Here is a 15,341-nt window from a genome sequence, read left to right as displayed (position 1 = left end):
TCTTCGTCGCCTTGCTGGTCGAGCTTCTTACGAAGCCGCTGTTCCAACTCTGCGCCGAACCCTGCGGGGTCCCTCAAAACTGAATTTTTCCTCGATTCCCTCGACCGAGGGAAATTCACACTATCTAGCGTCGAACCTGCCTGCAAACACTAAATATAGTGTTAACAGACAATTTATTCCAGTCCGACAAATCTCCCTTTTCGCTCCCGAAGCCCCCACGATCCAACGCTTCCGCCAGCCTCGTAAACAGGCGGAAATCATGGCCAAAACGCACAAAATCCGGGAAAAATGACCGGGCTCGAAACTCTCCGGTCGCGCCCTCAACAAGAGCACATGGCACATAAAAGGCGACTCGGTTTGCGTCGTCAAGGATTCGTTTGCGTAGCTTTTGTGACCCCAACATCTTGTGTGTCACATATGTGGATAACGGGGACAAAAAGCGGCTGAGGGAAGCCCGATTCTGCCGGCGTGGACCGCTGGTGAGCGGTTCACCCGAGACAGGCCCGGCCGGATTCTGGCTCACAGCCTTTTCATTTTAGCTGGCGTGCATTATGTCTTTGGCGTCGCGCGGGGGCGCGTCTTGTCAATTCCAAGAGCATCCGTTACGCCCCGCCCATGACAGTTACCGTCCGTTTTGCCCCCTCACCAACCGGCCGCATTCATATCGGCAATGCCCGCACCGCCTTGTTCAACTGGCTGTTTGCCATGAACAACAAGGGCCGTTTCATCCAGCGCTTCGACGACACAGACATTGCCCGCTCGAGGCAGGAATTTTCCGACGCCATCCTCTACGACCTGCACTGGCTGGGGATTTTTCCCGACGCCACCGAATACCAGTCGCGGCGCTTCGAAACTTACGACGCGGCGGTGGAGCGGCTGCAGAGAGCCGGCGTTGTCTATCCCTGCTACGAGACCCCCGAAGAACTCGACCTGCGCCGCAAGGTGCGCCGCACGCGCGGCCTGCCGCCGGTCTATGGCCGCGAGGCGCTGGCGCTTTCGCAGCAGCAGATCGCCGAATACCGCTCCGATGGCCGCCGGCCGCACTGGCGCTTTCTGCTGCCGAATTTCAGCAGCGATCCGCTGCAGCCCGAACGCACCGAAATCCACTGGAACGATCTGGTGCGCGGCGAGGAAACCGTCGATCTGGCCTCACTGTCCGATCCGGTGCTGCGGCGCGAGGACGGCACTTATCTCTACACGCTGCCTTCGGTCGTCGACGATATCGAGATGGGGGTCAGTCATGTTATCCGCGGCGACGACCACGTCACCAACACCGGCGTGCAGATCGCGCTGTTCAAGGCATTGGGCGCCGAGCCGCCTGTCTTCGGCCACCACAATCTCTTGACCACGGCCTCGGGCGAGGGCCTGTCGAAGCGCAGCGGTGCGCTGTCGATCGAAAGCCTGCGCGAGGAGGGCATCGAACCGATGGCTGTGGCTTCGCTGGCCGTCCTTGTCGGCACCTCGGAAAATGTCGCGGCGGTGCATGACATGCCGGCACTGGCCGCGCGCTTCGATCCCGCCGCCACGTCGAAATCGGCGGCCAAATTCGACCCGGACGAGCTGTTCGTGCTCAATCGTGCGCTCATGCACCACATGCCGTTTTCCGAGGCGCGGGATCGGCTGATCGTGCTCGGCATCTCCGGCGACAAGGCCGAGCCGTTCTGGCTGGCGGTGCGCGGCAATCTCGACCGGCTGAGCGACGCGGTCGGCTGGTGGCGCATCCTTGCCGACGGCCCGCAGCCCGCGCCGGAATTTTCCGACGAGGATCGCGACTTCCTGCAGCAGGCCTTCGACCTGTTGCCGGAAGAGCCGTGGACCGGTACGGTCTGGAAAGACTGGACGGCCAGGATCAGGGAAGCCAGCGGCCGCAAGGGCAAGGCGCTGTTCATGCCGCTGAGACTGGCGCTTACCGGACTTGCTTCCGGGCCGGAGCTTGCAGATCTATTGCCGCTGCTGGGTCGGGAAGGAACGTTGGCCCGACGACCCTGACCTTGCGCTGGTCCGGCGGGATCAGCGACACTGGCGACACCACCGGTTTGACGGCAAGGCGCTTGATGGCAGCGCGGTCGAGCCCGCCCTGCATATTGGCCAGCGTCTCCGGATCCGCGCCCGGATCGGGTTTGGCCGCCGGCACCGGAATGAATGGCGTTGTCTCGGTATCAGGCTGCGATTGCTCGGGCGGTGGCGGGTTGCCGCCGATGATCTCGAAATTTCCGGCCTGCGCATTGCAGCCACAAGCCAGCGGCCGCGACATGTTGGGCTGTTTGTAGAGATAGGCGGTCGGCAACTCGCTGTAGGGCCTGCCGGTCACCGACGACGTCATGTTGGCCGAATCGTCTTCCATGCCGCGCGAATAGAACACCTGCATTTCGGTGCCGGGGCAGCTCGATTCGCAATTCTTCTGGTCGCGCTCGAAATCGCCGAGCGAAGCCGAGTTCGACATCGGGAAGAAATAGCCGTCGCAGGTGCGCACGCAGCTCGTATGGAACTCGCCGCCGACCGTCGGGAAATCCGGCACGCCGGGCTGATTGAGCACCCGGCGCACATTGCGCTCCTCGCCGGGATCATCGGGCTGATCGAGCGTGTCGATCTGCCGGTTGCCGCCGAAAAGCTGGTCGAACAGATTGCCGTCGTCGGGTTCGCGGCTGGCTTCCTGCAGCGGCTCCCGGCGCGGCGCGGGCTCGTCACGGCAGCCATTGGCGTCGAGCGCGGCCAGGATGCGGCCGCGGTCGCGCCGCAAGCCGCCGCCGGCAAGCTGCGCGCGCTTGGCTTGCAACGCATCGAGATTGGCGTTCATGCGATCGATGCTGTTGTTCAGCGCAGCACATTGGCTGACATTGCGCGAAAACAGCGAAAACCCGCAATTCGCATCGCTCGCACGACCGCGCACCTTTGATAGCTGTTCGAACTGGCGGGAGATGGCCTTGTCATACTTCCGCACCATGCTGGAATTGCCGCCGCCATTCGATGAAGAAGCAAGCTCGGCTTCCAGTTGACGGCAAACGCGGGAGGCGGCCTGCGGTTCAGTGGTGGCGACGGCCGAAAGCACAAGCGCGCCGAGCAGCGCAGCCAGATGCTTCAGCCTCCATCGTCCGCCCGTCATTGCCCGAACCCCGCTTGCCTGCCTGTCTACCGGATTCGCGGTTAACCGTTCCCTCAATCTACAACCAAAGATGGTCTTAGCCCATAGACGCGTTGCAGGAGGGGTTTGGATAGCGGCAACTGTGCGGTCTCACCGCTGCATGAAAAAGGCGCAATCGCCCCGGAATATCCCACGATCCAGCAATGCCCCGGGAGCTGGCATGATCGCGATTAGCCGCCGAACTGCGCTGCAGTTCGGTCTGTTGTGCCTGGCGGCGCCCGCCGCCCGGGCGCAGGGAAATCCAGCCGCTCCGGACTGGCGCAGCAAATTGGTCGAAGCCGCGCGTGAGCAGATTGGCGTCACCACCTTCTACGACCCGGCCTATGTCCGCCTCGACTATCCCGGCGGCGATGTCGCGCCGGATCGAGGCGTGTGCACGGACGTCATCGTGCGCGCCTATCGCCGCGCCTTCGAGCTCGACCTGCAGAAGCTGGTGCATGAGGATATGGCGGCCAATTTCGCCGCCTATCCCAAGACCTGGGGTCTGAAAGCGACCGATCGAAACATCGACCACCGACGGGTCGGCAATCTTGCCGCATTTTTCGGGCGCAACGGAGTTTCCTTGCCCGCCAGCGAGTATCCTCCCGACTTTCAGCCGGGCGATATCGTCACCCAGATGCTGCACGGCAACCTGCCGCACATCGTCATCGTCTCATCCGAACGCTCGGCGGACGTGCCGGAACGAGCGCTGGTCATCCACAATATCGGGTCGGGCGCCCGCGAGGAGGACACGCTGTTCGCCTTCAAGCAGACCGGGCATTACCGCTTCGCGCCTGCGTGAGAAACTCAGCCGAAATGAACCACCGCCTGCGCCTTGTGCGCCGCCTCGACCACCGCCAGCGCCGTCATATTGACGACGCCGCGCGACGTCACCGACGGCGTTAAAATATGCGCCGGCTTGTCGGTGCCAAGCAGGATCGGACCGACATGCAGCGCGTCCATCATCGTGCGCAGCGCGGTCAGCGTGATGTTGGCGGAGTCGAGGTTGGGGAACACCAGGAGATTGGCTTCGCCCTTCAGCCGCGAATGCGGATAGACGCGCTGGCGCAGATGCTCCGATAGGGCTGAATCGGCATGCATCTCGCCGTCGCATTGCAGGTCGGGCGCAACGCGCGCCAGGATCGCCGCCGCCTGCCGCATCTTCAGCGCGCTGGGAGAATCGCGCGAGCCGAAATCCGAATGCGACAGCAGCGCCGCCTTCGGCTCGATGCCGAAGCGCTGGATTTCCTCGGCCGCCAGAATGGTCATTTCGGCGATCTCCTCGGCCGTCGGGTCGACCGAGACATGGGTGTCGGTGAGGAAGATGATGCCGCGTTGCGAGATCAGCATCGACAGCGTCGACAGGTCGCGGTCCTTGACGCCTGCGCGTGGTCCGATGACCAGCGTCACATTGCGCAGATGCCGCTCGAAACGGCCCTCGAGGCCGCAGATCATGGCGTCGGCATCGCCGCGCTTCAGCGCCAGTGCCGCAATCACCGTATTGTCGGTGCGCACCATGGTGCGCGCGGCCTCCGTCGTCACGCCGCGCCGGCCGGCAAGCTCGATCAACAGGTCGACATAATGGCGGTAGCGCGGATCGTCCTCAGGGTTGATCAGGCCGAAATCGACGCCCGGCTTGATACGCAGGCCGTAGCGCTTCAGCCTGACCTCGATGACATGCGGGCGGCCGATCAGGATCGGCTCGGCAATGCCTTCCTCCAGCACCACCTGGGCTGCGCGCAACACGCGCTCATCCTCGCCGTCGGCATAGATGACGCGCTTGGCGGTCGACGCCTTGGCCGACGAAAACACCGGCTTCATCACCAGGCCGGAGCGGAAGACGAAGCGGTTGAGCTGGTCGATATAGGCGGCGAAGTCGGTGATCGGCCTTGTCGCGACGCCGGTGTCGCAGGCAGCCTTGGCCACCGCCGGCGCGATGCGCAGGATCAGGCGGGGGTCGAAGGGCGAGGGGATCAGGAAGTCGGGTCCGAAGATCGGCGTCTCGCCGGAATAGGCACGGGCGGCGACGTCGGATGGTTCCTCGCGGGCAAGGGCAGCAATCGCCCGGACCGCGGCCATCTTCATCTCCTCGTTGATGGCGCTGGCGCCGCAGTCCAGCGCACCGCGGAAGATGTAAGGAAAACAAAGCACGTTGTTGACCTGATTGGGAAAATCGGAACGGCCGGTGCAGATCATCGCGTCGGGACGGGCGGCGCGCGCGACCTCCGGCATGATCTCGGGATTGGGGTTGGCCAGCGCCAGGATCAACGGCTTAGGCGCCATATGATCAAGCAATTCCGGCTTCAGCACGCCGGCGGCCGACAGGCCGAGAAAAACGTCGGCGCCAGGGATCACATCGGCCAGCGTGCGCGCCTCGGTGTCCTTCACGTAGGGGTCTTTCCAGCGATCCATCTCGTCGGTGCGGCCCTTGTAGGCGACGCCGAAGCGGTCGGTGACCCAGATATTCTCTACCTTGGCGCCAAGCGAGACCAACAGGTTGAGGCAGGCGAGCGCTGCCGCACCGGCGCCTGAGGTGACGATCTTGATGTCGGAAATGGTCTTGCCGGCGAATTCCAGCCCGTTGAGCACGGCGGCGGCGACGATGATGGCGGTGCCATGCTGGTCGTCATGGAAGACGGGAATGCCCATGCGGGCCTTCAACTGCGCCTCCACCTCGAAGCATTCGGGCGCCTTGATGTCCTCGAGATTGATGCCGCCGAAAGTCGGCTCCAGCGCCGAGATCGTCTCGACCATGCGCTCTATGCCCGGCGCGTCGATCTCGATGTCGAAGACGTCGATGCCGGCGAATTTCTTGAACAGCACCGCCTTGCCTTCCATCACCGGCTTGGAGGCGAGCGGGCCGATATTGCCGAGCCCGAGCACGGCCGAGCCGTTGGAGACGACGCCGATCAGATTGGCGCGCGCTGTATAGTCGGCGGCGGTTGCCGGATTGTCGCGGATTTCGAGGCAGGGCGCGGCAACACCCGGCGAATAGGCCAGCGCCAGATCGCGCTGGTTGCCGAGCGGCTTGGTTGCCTGAATCTCGAGCTTTCCCGGCCTTGGATGCTTGTGGAAGTAGAGGGCGGCTTCGTCGAGGTCCGAACGTGCCGTTTTCTTGTTCTCGCCTTCCATGCGGCCGCTCCCTCAAACCTGCTTTGCAGCCTTTTAGCACGCAAAAATGGTTTTTCGCGACGCCAAATGACGCAAGGGCGGCTAAAACAACCGGGGCCGGAGATATCGAACTATTTCAAACAATTGCGCTGAAATGCTGCCGATTATCCATCGAGCCCTTTAGAACGCGCTGACATAGAGGCCGCCATCGACCGGGATGTTCTGACCGGTGAGATAGCCGGCATGGACCGAGCACAGAAAGGCGCAGATCTGGCCGAACTCTTCCGGCGTGCCGAGCCGCTTGGCCGGAACGTCGGCGCTGATGCGGGTCTTGCGCGCTGCGGCCGCTGCCGGGTCTTCCATCGTGCCGGCCTCATGCGGGCCGCGCAGCCGGTCGGTGTCGAGCTTGCCCGGCAGCAGGCTGTTGATGGTGACGTTGCGGTCGATCACCGTTCGTGCCACGCCGGCGAGGAACGAAGTCAGCCCGGCTCGCGCGCCGGACGACAGATCGAGGCCGGGAATCGGGACGTAGACCGACAGCGAGGTGATGTTGACGATGCGGCCGAAGCCGCGCTTGGCCATGCCGTCGATGACGGCCTGCACCAGTTCGATCGGCGTCACCATGTTCTGCGTCACGCCTTCGAGGATCTTTGCGCGGTCGAGTTCGCGGAAATCGCGCAAGGGCGGGCCGCCATTGTTGTTGACCAGGATATCCGGGTCGGGGCAGGCGGCAAGGAGCGCGTGCTGCACGTCGGGTTTCGAGACGTCGCCGACGATCTCGGTCACCTTCACGCCGTAGCGTTCGCGCAGTTCGGCTGCGGTTTTTGCCAGCAACTCGGCATTGCGGCCGTTGACAACGAGATCGCAGCCGGCCTCGGCCAGCGCCGTGGCGCAGCCGCGGCCAAGCCCTTTGCTCGATGCGCAGACGATGGCCTTCTTGCCCTTGATGCCAAGATCCATGACGATTTTCTCCTGTGAATGGCGCGGCACGCTAGCCCTTTGGCTGGCCCAATCGCAACCGTCATACGGTTGTTGCATGAATCGGGGCATAGCCTGCGCGAAAGCAACGGTGACGATCTGATGTCCGGTACAGAAACCCGCACTTTCCGCAGCATGTTCATATCCGACCTGCATCTCGGATCGAAGGCGGCCAAGGCCGAGTTCCTGATCGATTTCCTGCGGTATCACGACGCCGATATCATCTATCTCGTCGGAGACATCGTCGACGGCTGGCGTCTGCGGCGCAGCTGGCATTGGCCGCAGAGCCACAATGACGTCGTCCAGAAACTGCTGCGCAAGGCGCGCAAGGGCACCTCGATCACCTATATCGCCGGCAATCACGACGAATTCGCGCGCCAGTTCCAAGGCGTGCATTTCGGCGGCATCGTCGTTGCCGACCGCGCCGTCCACGAAACCGCCGATGGCAGGCGCCTGCTGGTCATCCACGGCGACCAGTTCGACACCGTCGTCCACAATGCACGCTGGCTGGCCTATCTCGGCGACTACGCCTATGACGCGGCGATGCTGGTCAACCGCGCGGTGACGAGGCTGCGCCACCTGCTTGGGCTTCCCTACTGGTCGTTCTCGTCCTGGGCCAAGGTCAAGGTCAAGAAGGCGGTCAACTTCATCGGCTCGTTCCAGACCGTGCTGACTGAGGAGGCCCGCCGCTCGCATGTCGACGGCGTCATCTGCGGCCACATCCATCACGCCGCGATCGAGACTTATGAGGATGTGCAGTACATCAACACCGGCGACTGGGTGGAGAGCTGCACGGCGGTGGTCGAACATTTCGACGGCAAGATGGAGATCATCCACTGGGCGCTGGTGCTGCCCGAAGCACCGGACGAGCCGTTCATCCCGCTGCTCATCGAAGACAGGGTCGTCGAAGCGGCATAACCCTCCTGTTGATCGACTGGTCCAGGCAGTTTCGGACCGCTTTCGCGCATGTTAAGGGATCGATCTGCGTTGCAGCCTTTTGTGCAGCGTAATTGGATCGATTCATGTCGCTGCCGCCGCTCTCGCCCGAACAACTCGTCAAGCCGCACCATTTCGAACTGCGCATGAGTCTGATCTTCGCGACATTATTCGTGTCGCTGGGAACGCATGTGCCTTATTTCCCGCTGTGGCTGCATGCCCAGGGTTTCCACGCCGAGCAGATCGCCATCATCCTGGCGGCGCCGATGTTCCTGCGCGTGGTGACAACACCCCTGCTGACCGCGCTGGCCGACCGGGCGAAGGACAGGGCGGATGTCTATATTGCGCTGGTGGCCGCGACGATGGTGCTTTCCGCCGGCTATTTCCTCAACCCGACCTACGCCATGGTGCTTGCCGTATCGCTGGCGCTGACGGTGGTGTGGACGCCGCATTCGCCGATCGCCGATTCGCTCGCGCTGTCGGGTGTGCGCCGCTTTGGCTCGAACTACACCGCGATGCGCAAATGGGGCTCGATATCCTATCTCTGCGCCAATGTCGCAGGCGGATTTATCCTCGCCTGGACGAGCCCGCAGGCCGTGCCGGTAATCATCTTTGCGGCATTGTCTGCCGCGCTCGTCGCCGGATTGCTGGCGCCGCGGCTTGGCCGCCCGCGCCGGGCTTCGCCGCTATCTGCCGCCGACATCCAGCATCAGGCGCCGAGCCTTCTCAATCCGTATTTCCTGTATTTCACCCTCGGCGTCGGCATCATCACCGCCAGCCATGCCTTCCTCTACGGCTTTGTCTCAATCTACTGGAAATCGGTCGGCATAAGCGATTCCGTCGTTGGCCTGCTGTGGGCCTGGGGCGTGGTGGCCGAGGTCTGCATGTTCGTGTTTTTCAACCGTATTTTTGCCTCCGTCTCAGTCGTCAAGGTGATGCTGATCGCCGGCGTCGGCTCCATCGTGCGCTGGATCGCCTTTCCGTTGATCTGGCCACTCGGGCTTGGCGTTGCCGGTTTCTTCGGCGTCCAGACCCTGCATTCGGTGTCGGTGGCGATGGTGTTGATCGGCCTGCAGAAGATGATCGGCGAAACGGTTTCGGAAGAACGCACGGGTGCGGCGCAAGGCATTGCCTATTTCTTCAACGGCTTCTTCATGGCGGCGGTGACGCTGGCGTCCGGCCCGCTTTATGAGCGCTACGGCGTCGACGGCTTCCTGGCGATGATCCCGATCGCCATCATCGGCCTGGCGCTGATCGGGCTCGCCGCGCGTTCAGCCCCACAGCATCCTGTCAGGCGGTAACACCAGCGACCCCTGGTACACGAGGCCGGGCTGGCGGTCGCGGGCAAGCAGCAGCGGACCGTCGAGGTCGACGAAGTCGGCGCCTTGCGCCAAAAGCACTGCCGGCGCCATCGCCAGCGACGTGCCGACCATGCAGCCGACCATCACGCCGAATCCCAGCTCCCGGGCGCGGTCGCGAAGGGTAAGGGCGGCGGTCAGGCCGCCGGATTTGTCGAGCTTGATGTTGACGGCGTCATAGAGGCCGACAAGCGCTTCGAGGTCCTTCGCCTCGTGGAGGCTTTCGTCTGCGCAGATCGGCACCGGATGCGCGATGTGGCGCAGGATGGCATCATGGCCAGCGGGAAGCGGCTGTTCGATCAGGGCTATCCCATGTTCGGCGGCGAAAGCGAGATTCTCGATGATGTTGGCATCGGTCCAGCCTTCATTGGCGTCGAGGATGATGCGGCTGTCGGGCGCCGCTTCGGTCACGGCGCGGATGCGGGCCAAGTCGTTGTCGCCGCCGATCTTGACCTTGAGCAGCGGCCGTCCGGCATTGGCGCGGGCTTGCGCCGCCATCGCCTCCGGCTCGCCCAGCGACAGCGTGTAGGCCGTCACCAGCGCCGACAAGGGCACAGCGTGGATGGCGTCTGCGACCGCAACGCCGCTGATCTTCGCCTCCAGGTCCCACAAGGCGCAATCGATGGCGTTGCGGGCAGCACCCGCCGGCATCGCATCGAGCAGGTCCTTGCGGCTGATGCCGCCTTCTATCTGCCGGCGCATGGCCTCGGTGGCGTCGCGCACCCCCTCCATGGTCTCGCCATAGCGCTTGTAGGGGACGCATTCGCCCCATCCGCGATTGTCCCCATCGCTGATCGTGCAGGTAATGACTTCGGCTTCGGTCTTCGACCCGCGCGAGATGGTGAAGGTGCCGGCAATGGGAAAACGCTCGGCCTCAACCGAAATGACACGCGCCATAATTTTCTGCTCCGGCTATGCGACAACGCGTCGTCGGCAAATCGACAGGTACGACCCGTCAGGCTAAACAGGACGCCATGTTGACCATCGGCAAACGCGACGCAAGCGGCAACGCCGCCAAGGAGGCCGACCACCAGCCCCGCGTTGCGGTCGGCGAGGAGGGCGGCGTCCTCGGCTGCGCTTTCTCCGGCATCTGGACGACGACGACAGTGGCGCTGATCGACGCCGAGATGCGCAAGATCGAGCAGCGCAAAGGCTTCCAGACGCTCGCTTTGGATCTTTCCCACATCGAGAAGATGGACACCGCCGGCGCCTGGCTGATCGATCGCCTGGTCAGTGTCTTCGAAAAGAAGGGTGTCGAGATCAAGATGCAGGGGCAAAGCGATGTCGCCTCGATCCTGCTCGGCGCCGTTGGCGAAGCTGTCCGGCGCGAGCCCGAATCGCGCGGCGTCCGGCGCCCCAACATCATCCTCCGCGGGCTGGAGGCGGTCGGCCGCCGCATCTATGAGATGCGCGACGACTTCCTCGCCTCGATGAACATCCTCGGCGCCACCATCGGCGGCGCCCAGATGAAGCTCGGGCGCGGCCATGCCATCAATCCGGCGGCGATCTTCAACCAGATCGATCGCATGGGGGTCGGCGCCATCCCCGTGGTGGTGCTGATGTCGGCGATCGTCGGCGCCATCGTCGCCCAGCAGGGCGCCTACCAGCTCAATTATTTCGGCGCCAACATTTTCGTTGTCGATCTGGTCGGCGTGCTGATCCTGCGCGAACTCGGCGTGCTGATGACCGCCATCATGATCGCCGGCCGCTCCGGCAGCGCCATCACCGCCGAGATCGGCTCGATGAAGATGCGCGAGGAGGTCGACGCGCTGAAGGTCATCGGCCTCAACCCGATCGGCGTGCTGGTGTTTCCGCGCCTGGTGGCGCTGGTGATCGCGCTGCCCTGTCTCACCATCGTCGCCAATTTTGCCGCTCTTGGCGGCGGCATCCTAGCCGCCTGGCTTTATTCCGGTATTGCGCCGACGGCCTTCATCGACCGGCTGCGCGGCGCGATCGATATCAGCACCATCTTCGCCGGGCTGATCAAGGCGCCGTTCATGGCCATGATCATCGGCACCATTGCTTCCGTAGAAGGCATGAAGGTCGGCGGCAGCGCCGAATCGCTGGGTCTGCACGTCACCGCCTCGGTTGTGAAATCGATCTTCGTTGTCATCATCCTCGATGGCCTTTTTGCCATCTTCTACGCATCGATCGAGTTCTGACATGATGCGCAGAAACTCAAAGGCGACCAAGGCTATGCAGGGAACGGGCGAAAGCGATATCGTGCTGTCGGTGCGCGACATCACCGTTGCCCTGGACGACAAGCTGATCCTCGATAAACTGGCGCTCGACATCAAGCGCGGCGAAATCCTCGGTTTCGTCGGCGCCTCGGGCGCCGGCAAATCGGTGCTGCTGCGCACGATTCTCGGCCTGCTGCACAAGCAGTCCGGCACGATCAAGCTGTTTGGCCTCGACCTCGAAAAGGCCAGCGACATCGAACGGTTGCGCATCGACATGCGCCTTGGCGTGCTTTTCCAGCACGGCGCCCTGTTTTCGGCGTTGACCGTGCAGGAAAACGTGCAGGTGCCGATGCGCGAATATCTCGATCTGCCGAAGAAACTGATGGACGAGCTGGCCTTGCTCAAGATCGAACTGGTCGGCCTGCCGCCGGACGCCGCGCAAAAATTTCCCTCGGAGCTTTCGGGCGGCATGATCAAGCGCGCCGCACTGGCGCGGGCGCTGGCGCTCGACCCCGACATCGTCTTCCTCGACGAGCCGACGTCCGGCCTCGACCCGATCAGCGCGTCCGAATTCGACGAATTGGTGGTGAAGTTGCGCGATACGATGGATCTGACGGTCTATATGGTGACGCACGATCTCGACACGCTGTTTACCGCTTGCGACCGCGTGGCGGTGCTCGGCAACAAGAAAATCCTGGTCGAAGGCACGATCGACGACATGCTGAAAAGCGAAGAACCGTGGGTCAAATCCTATTTCCGCGGAAAACGCGCTCGGCAACTTGATCTTGCCGCGCGCGCATAGACATAAGTGGGGCAATGGAAACCAGAGCCAACTACGTAATTGTCGGCATTTTCACCCTGGCTGCGATCCTGGCGGCGTTCGGGTTCGTCTATTGGACCGCCCAGATCGGTGATCGCGGCGAGACGGCGGAGCTGCGCGTGCGCATTCAGGGTTCGGCCTCCGGCCTCGGCCCCGGCAGTCTGGTGCTGTTCAACGGCGTCAAGGTCGGGGTGGTCAAGCGCGTCTATTTCGACCGCAATGACCCCAATGCCGCCATTGCTACGACCGAGATCGACCAGACAACGCCGCTCACCAAATCGACGCAGGCCGATATCGGCATCGCCAGCCTTGCCGGCCAGGTCAACATCGAATTGAAGGGCGCCGATCCCAAGGAACCGAACCTGCTGGAAGAGGCGGCAAAGGAAGGCAGGACGGCCGAGATCATCGCCAATCCGTCAGCGGTCACCAACCTGCTGCAGACGGCGCAGAACATCTTCACCCGCGCCGACAAGGTGCTTTCCGACCTAGAAGGTTTCACCAGGGATGTGCGCGGGCCGCTGACCCAGACCGTCAAGAACGCCCAGACATTTTCCGATGCGCTGGCCAGGAATGCCGACGGCATCGACAAGTTCCTGACCGCCGTCAGCGCGCTGTCGGATGAGCTGAAGGGTGTTTCCGGCAAGCTCGACGGCACGCTGAAGGCTGCCGAAGGCCTGCTCAATGCCGTCGACAAGGACAAGATCAAGAGCATCGTCGCCAATGTGGACGCCGTCACCGCCAATCTGAAGGAGACCAGCGGACAGCTCGACGGAGTGATCAAGAACGTCGATACCGCGGTCGGCTCGGTCAACGATTTCGCCACGCGCACGCAAGGCACGCTGGCAAAGGTCGACAATGTGCTCGACGGCATCGATCCGGCGCAGGTGCGCGTGGCGCTCGCCAACATTCAGAAGGCCAGCGAAAATGCCAACAAGGCCGCCGCCGACATCGCCAAGGTGACCGACAAGTTCGCCGACCGGGCCGACGACATCGACGAGACGATCAAGGACGCCAAACAGCTTGCGTCGCGCCTCAACGATGCCTCGGTGCGCGTCGACGGCATCCTGAAAAGGGTCGATACGCTGCTCGGTTCGGGCCAGGCCGACGGCGTCATGGCCGATGCCAGGGACACGCTGAAGTCGTTCAAGCAGGTCGCCGACACGCTGAACGCCCGGCTTGGCACGATCACCGACAACATCGCGCGCTTCTCGGGCCAGGGCCTGTCGAATGTCGAGGCGCTGGTCCAGGACAGCCGGCGTTCGATCAGCCGCATCGAAGAGGCGGTGACCGATCTCAGCCGCAACCCGCAGCGCATCCTGTCGGGCGGCGACGGCGAGGTCCGGCAGTTCGATGGCAGGGCACGGCGTTGACTTCCGTGCCCGCCCGCAGCAATTACATGGACCGCGGATGCGGATTCATCATACGATCCGGGGACAGTGGGGATCACGCGTGACGTTCGGGTTGGGTGGGTATAGATCGGCGGCCGTTTTGCTTGGCCTGACGCTGGCTGGTTGCGCGGCATTGGGAGGCAAGCCGGCGCCGCTCGATACGTTCGAGCTGTCCGCCCCGTCGATCGACGCCCATGGCCACAGCCGCCGCCAGATCCTGATCGCCCAGCCATCCGCGCTCAAGGCGCTGGACAGCCAGAACATCGTCATCAAGCCGTCAGATCGCTCGATCCAGTATCTCAAGGGCGCGCAATGGGCCGACCGGCTGCCGCTGATCGTGCAGGCGAGGCTCGCCGAAACCTTCCAGCGCTCCGGAAGCTTTGCCGGCGTCGGCAAGCCGGGCGAGGGGCTGGCGATCGACTACCAGGTGATCGTCGAGATCCGCTCCTTCGAAGTCCGCGTCAATGGTGGCGAGCATGCCGAGGTCAATCTCTTCGTGCGCATCCTGAACGACCGCAACGGCGAGGTGCGCGCCTCGAAGAGCTTCACCGCATCCGCTCCCGTCTCGGGCAGCGGCAATCCGGCCTATGTCAGCGCGCTCGACAGCGCCTTCGGCGAGGCGGCGAAGGATATTGTGGGCTGGACGGATTCGGTGATCTGAGCGAACCCGGCGAGGCGCTTGAGACCCAGGAACCTTAGCCGCCTGGCAGACGGTTGGTGATCAGTTCTGCCTTCATCCAGTGGGTTTCACTCTGGACATGTCCTGCCCGTACATATTTGCCCATGCGAATGGGCATGTCTGCCTCAGCAAATGCTTCGGCAACCCTAGCCACAAAGCCTTCTTGCTTGGCCTTATCCAGGGACGCAGCCAGATTATCGAAGAGGTTGGGGCTGAAAGGCCCACGATAGAGCGTGGGAACAGGAGTGATGCCCAGTTCCTCAAACCGGGCCAGGGTCAAATCCCACGGTTGAATTTCGGCCCCGATGATCCATGCAAAGCCAAGAAAAAATGACGGCAGCGCATCATACGCAACCGAATGTCGGGCATAGAGGTTCTCGCCGACAATCCGTTCATCGTCAGCAAGTTGCGGTGAAACATTTGCTGCAAATGCCTTCAGCCAGTCTCGGGATGGATGATACGGCTATCGGGACTGCGCGCGTGAGAGCCATCGCGATGAAGGGTTGTGTTCTCTCCATCCATCTTCTCGGTGACCACAAGATCAGCCACCCTTAGTCCTTCAAGCGACGCCATGACCTTGTCGTCGCTGGTGGCTCCGACCGATATCGGCAGATGAAAGGTGCGACCGTATTTCCTCATGCTGGAGGCATAGCTTGCAGCCCATCGCGCCAGCAAGGGCAGCCTGAGTTCTTTGCGCTCGTCATTGTTCGATCCATGACAAACGAAAAAGGCGGGAAATTTCCCGCCTTTTTCATTTTGATGCAGCAATC

At 62.9% G+C, this 15,341-nt stretch carries 14 protein-coding genes; 8 read left to right on the top strand and 6 right to left on the bottom strand.

Translation table 11 applies throughout. The features are described 5' to 3' along the window. Positions 1–615 precede the first annotated feature (615 nt). The gene (gene gltX / locus NKI31_RS00465) at positions 616–1,989 is read left to right on the top strand and encodes a glutamate--tRNA ligase (RefSeq protein ID WP_023690149.1); all 1,374 of its coding nucleotides are present in this window, start codon (positions 616–618) and stop codon (positions 1,987–1,989) included. On the opposite strand, the gene NKI31_RS00460 is transcribed toward gltX, so the two are convergent. Further along, the gene (locus NKI31_RS00460) at positions 1,907–3,103 is read right to left on the bottom strand and encodes a DUF2865 domain-containing protein (protein ID WP_352650009.1); all 1,197 of its coding nucleotides are present in this window, start codon (positions 3,101–3,103) and stop codon (positions 1,907–1,909) included. The genes gltX and NKI31_RS00460 overlap by 83 nt on opposite strands. 199 nt (positions 3,104–3,302) lie before the next feature. On the opposite strand from NKI31_RS00460, the gene NKI31_RS00455 reads away from it, so the two are divergent. Continuing rightward, positions 3,303–3,923, top strand: coding sequence for a DUF1287 domain-containing protein (locus NKI31_RS00455; RefSeq protein WP_352650007.1), 621 nt, complete (start codon positions 3,303–3,305; stop codon positions 3,921–3,923). 5 nt (positions 3,924–3,928) lie between these two features. On the opposite strand, the gene NKI31_RS00450 is transcribed toward NKI31_RS00455, so the two are convergent. Next, a complete protein-coding gene (locus tag NKI31_RS00450; protein WP_352650005.1) occupies positions 3,929–6,253 on the bottom strand; it encodes an NADP-dependent malic enzyme in 2,325 nt (774 codons plus the stop codon). A gap of 159 nt (positions 6,254–6,412) precedes the next feature. Then, positions 6,413–7,192 carry an SDR family oxidoreductase gene (locus NKI31_RS00445; protein WP_023694170.1) on the bottom strand — a complete coding sequence of 260 codons (780 nt, stop codon included), beginning with the start codon at positions 7,190–7,192 and terminating at the stop codon, positions 6,413–6,415. A gap of 120 nt (positions 7,193–7,312) precedes the next feature. On the opposite strand from NKI31_RS00445, the gene NKI31_RS00440 reads away from it, so the two are divergent. After that, positions 7,313–8,128, top strand: coding sequence for a UDP-2,3-diacylglucosamine diphosphatase (locus NKI31_RS00440; RefSeq protein ID WP_352650002.1), 816 nt, complete (start codon positions 7,313–7,315; stop codon positions 8,126–8,128). Between the two features lie 104 nt (positions 8,129–8,232). Beyond that, a complete protein-coding gene (locus NKI31_RS00435; RefSeq protein WP_352650000.1) occupies positions 8,233–9,447 on the top strand; it encodes an MFS transporter in 1,215 nt (404 codons plus the stop codon). On the opposite strand, the gene dgcA is transcribed toward NKI31_RS00435, so the two are convergent. Further along, positions 9,418–10,401, bottom strand: coding sequence for an N-acetyl-D-Glu racemase DgcA (dgcA, locus tag NKI31_RS00430; protein ID WP_023694173.1), 984 nt, complete (start codon positions 10,399–10,401; stop codon positions 9,418–9,420). The two genes, NKI31_RS00435 and dgcA, sit on opposite strands and share 30 nt — an antisense overlap. 77 nt (positions 10,402–10,478) lie before the next feature. On the opposite strand from dgcA, the gene NKI31_RS00425 reads away from it, so the two are divergent. The 4 genes from NKI31_RS00425 to NKI31_RS00410 are packed head-to-tail and all read left to right on the top strand — an operon-like array spanning position 10,479 to position 14,553. Next, positions 10,479–11,666: an MlaE family ABC transporter permease gene (locus NKI31_RS00425; RefSeq protein ID WP_023708615.1), complete on the top strand. Its 1,188-nt coding sequence runs from the start codon at positions 10,479–10,481 to the stop codon at positions 11,664–11,666. Between the two features lies 1 nt (position 11,667). Continuing rightward, complete coding sequence (locus NKI31_RS00420; protein WP_023694175.1) at positions 11,668–12,486, top strand: ABC transporter ATP-binding protein; 819 nt, start codon at positions 11,668–11,670, stop codon at positions 12,484–12,486. A gap of 14 nt (positions 12,487–12,500) precedes the next feature. Next, positions 12,501–13,874 carry an MlaD family protein gene (locus NKI31_RS00415; protein WP_023690141.1) on the top strand — a complete coding sequence of 458 codons (1,374 nt, stop codon included), beginning with the start codon at positions 12,501–12,503 and terminating at the stop codon, positions 13,872–13,874. 37 nt (positions 13,875–13,911) lie between these two features. Continuing rightward, positions 13,912–14,553: an ABC-type transport auxiliary lipoprotein family protein gene (locus NKI31_RS00410; protein ID WP_502881984.1), complete on the top strand. Its 642-nt coding sequence runs from the start codon at positions 13,912–13,914 to the stop codon at positions 14,551–14,553. A gap of 34 nt (positions 14,554–14,587) precedes the next feature. Here NKI31_RS00410 and NKI31_RS00405 read toward each other — a convergent pair whose 3' ends face one another. After that, positions 14,588–15,010 carry an RNA ligase family protein gene (locus NKI31_RS00405; protein ID WP_352650349.1) on the bottom strand — a complete coding sequence of 141 codons (423 nt, stop codon included), beginning with the start codon at positions 15,008–15,010 and terminating at the stop codon, positions 14,588–14,590. Next, positions 15,007–15,339 carry a hypothetical protein gene (locus NKI31_RS00400; RefSeq protein WP_352649997.1) on the bottom strand — a complete coding sequence of 111 codons (333 nt, stop codon included), beginning with the start codon at positions 15,337–15,339 and terminating at the stop codon, positions 15,007–15,009. The genes NKI31_RS00405 and NKI31_RS00400 overlap by 4 nt, the downstream gene beginning before the upstream one ends. Positions 15,340–15,341 lie beyond the last annotated feature (2 nt).

Origin of the sequence: Mesorhizobium sp. M0659, assembly GCF_040320605.1 — a bacterium.
Taxonomy (GTDB): Bacteria; Pseudomonadota; Alphaproteobacteria; order Rhizobiales; family Rhizobiaceae; genus Mesorhizobium.
The sequence above is the reverse complement of the archived record's forward strand: the minus strand, read 5'-3'. Positions and strand labels throughout refer to the sequence as shown.

Coding starts and splice junctions, on each gene's coding strand:
- NKI31_RS00450 (WP_352650005.1), bottom strand. CDS start 6,253: ATGGAAGGCGAGAACAAGAAAACGGCACGTTCGGACCTCGACGAAGCC.
- dgcA (WP_023694173.1), bottom strand. CDS start 10,401: ATGGCGCGTGTCATTTCGGTTGAGGCCGAGCGTTTTCCCATTGCCGGC.
- NKI31_RS00410 (WP_502881984.1), top strand. CDS start 13,912: ATGCGGATTCATCATACGATCCGGGGACAGTGGGGATCACGCGTGACG.
- NKI31_RS00440 (WP_352650002.1), top strand. CDS start 7,313: ATGTCCGGTACAGAAACCCGCACTTTCCGCAGCATGTTCATATCCGAC.
- NKI31_RS00455 (WP_352650007.1), top strand. CDS start 3,303: ATGATCGCGATTAGCCGCCGAACTGCGCTGCAGTTCGGTCTGTTGTGC.
- gltX (WP_023690149.1), top strand. CDS start 616: ATGACAGTTACCGTCCGTTTTGCCCCCTCACCAACCGGCCGCATTCAT.
- NKI31_RS00435 (WP_352650000.1), top strand. CDS start 8,233: ATGTCGCTGCCGCCGCTCTCGCCCGAACAACTCGTCAAGCCGCACCAT.
- NKI31_RS00425 (WP_023708615.1), top strand. CDS start 10,479: ATGTTGACCATCGGCAAACGCGACGCAAGCGGCAACGCCGCCAAGGAG.
- NKI31_RS00445 (WP_023694170.1), bottom strand. CDS start 7,192: ATGGATCTTGGCATCAAGGGCAAGAAGGCCATCGTCTGCGCATCGAGC.
- NKI31_RS00460 (WP_352650009.1), bottom strand. CDS start 3,103: ATGACGGGCGGACGATGGAGGCTGAAGCATCTGGCTGCGCTGCTCGGC.
- NKI31_RS00415 (WP_023690141.1), top strand. CDS start 12,501: ATGGAAACCAGAGCCAACTACGTAATTGTCGGCATTTTCACCCTGGCT.
- NKI31_RS00420 (WP_023694175.1), top strand. CDS start 11,668: ATGATGCGCAGAAACTCAAAGGCGACCAAGGCTATGCAGGGAACGGGC.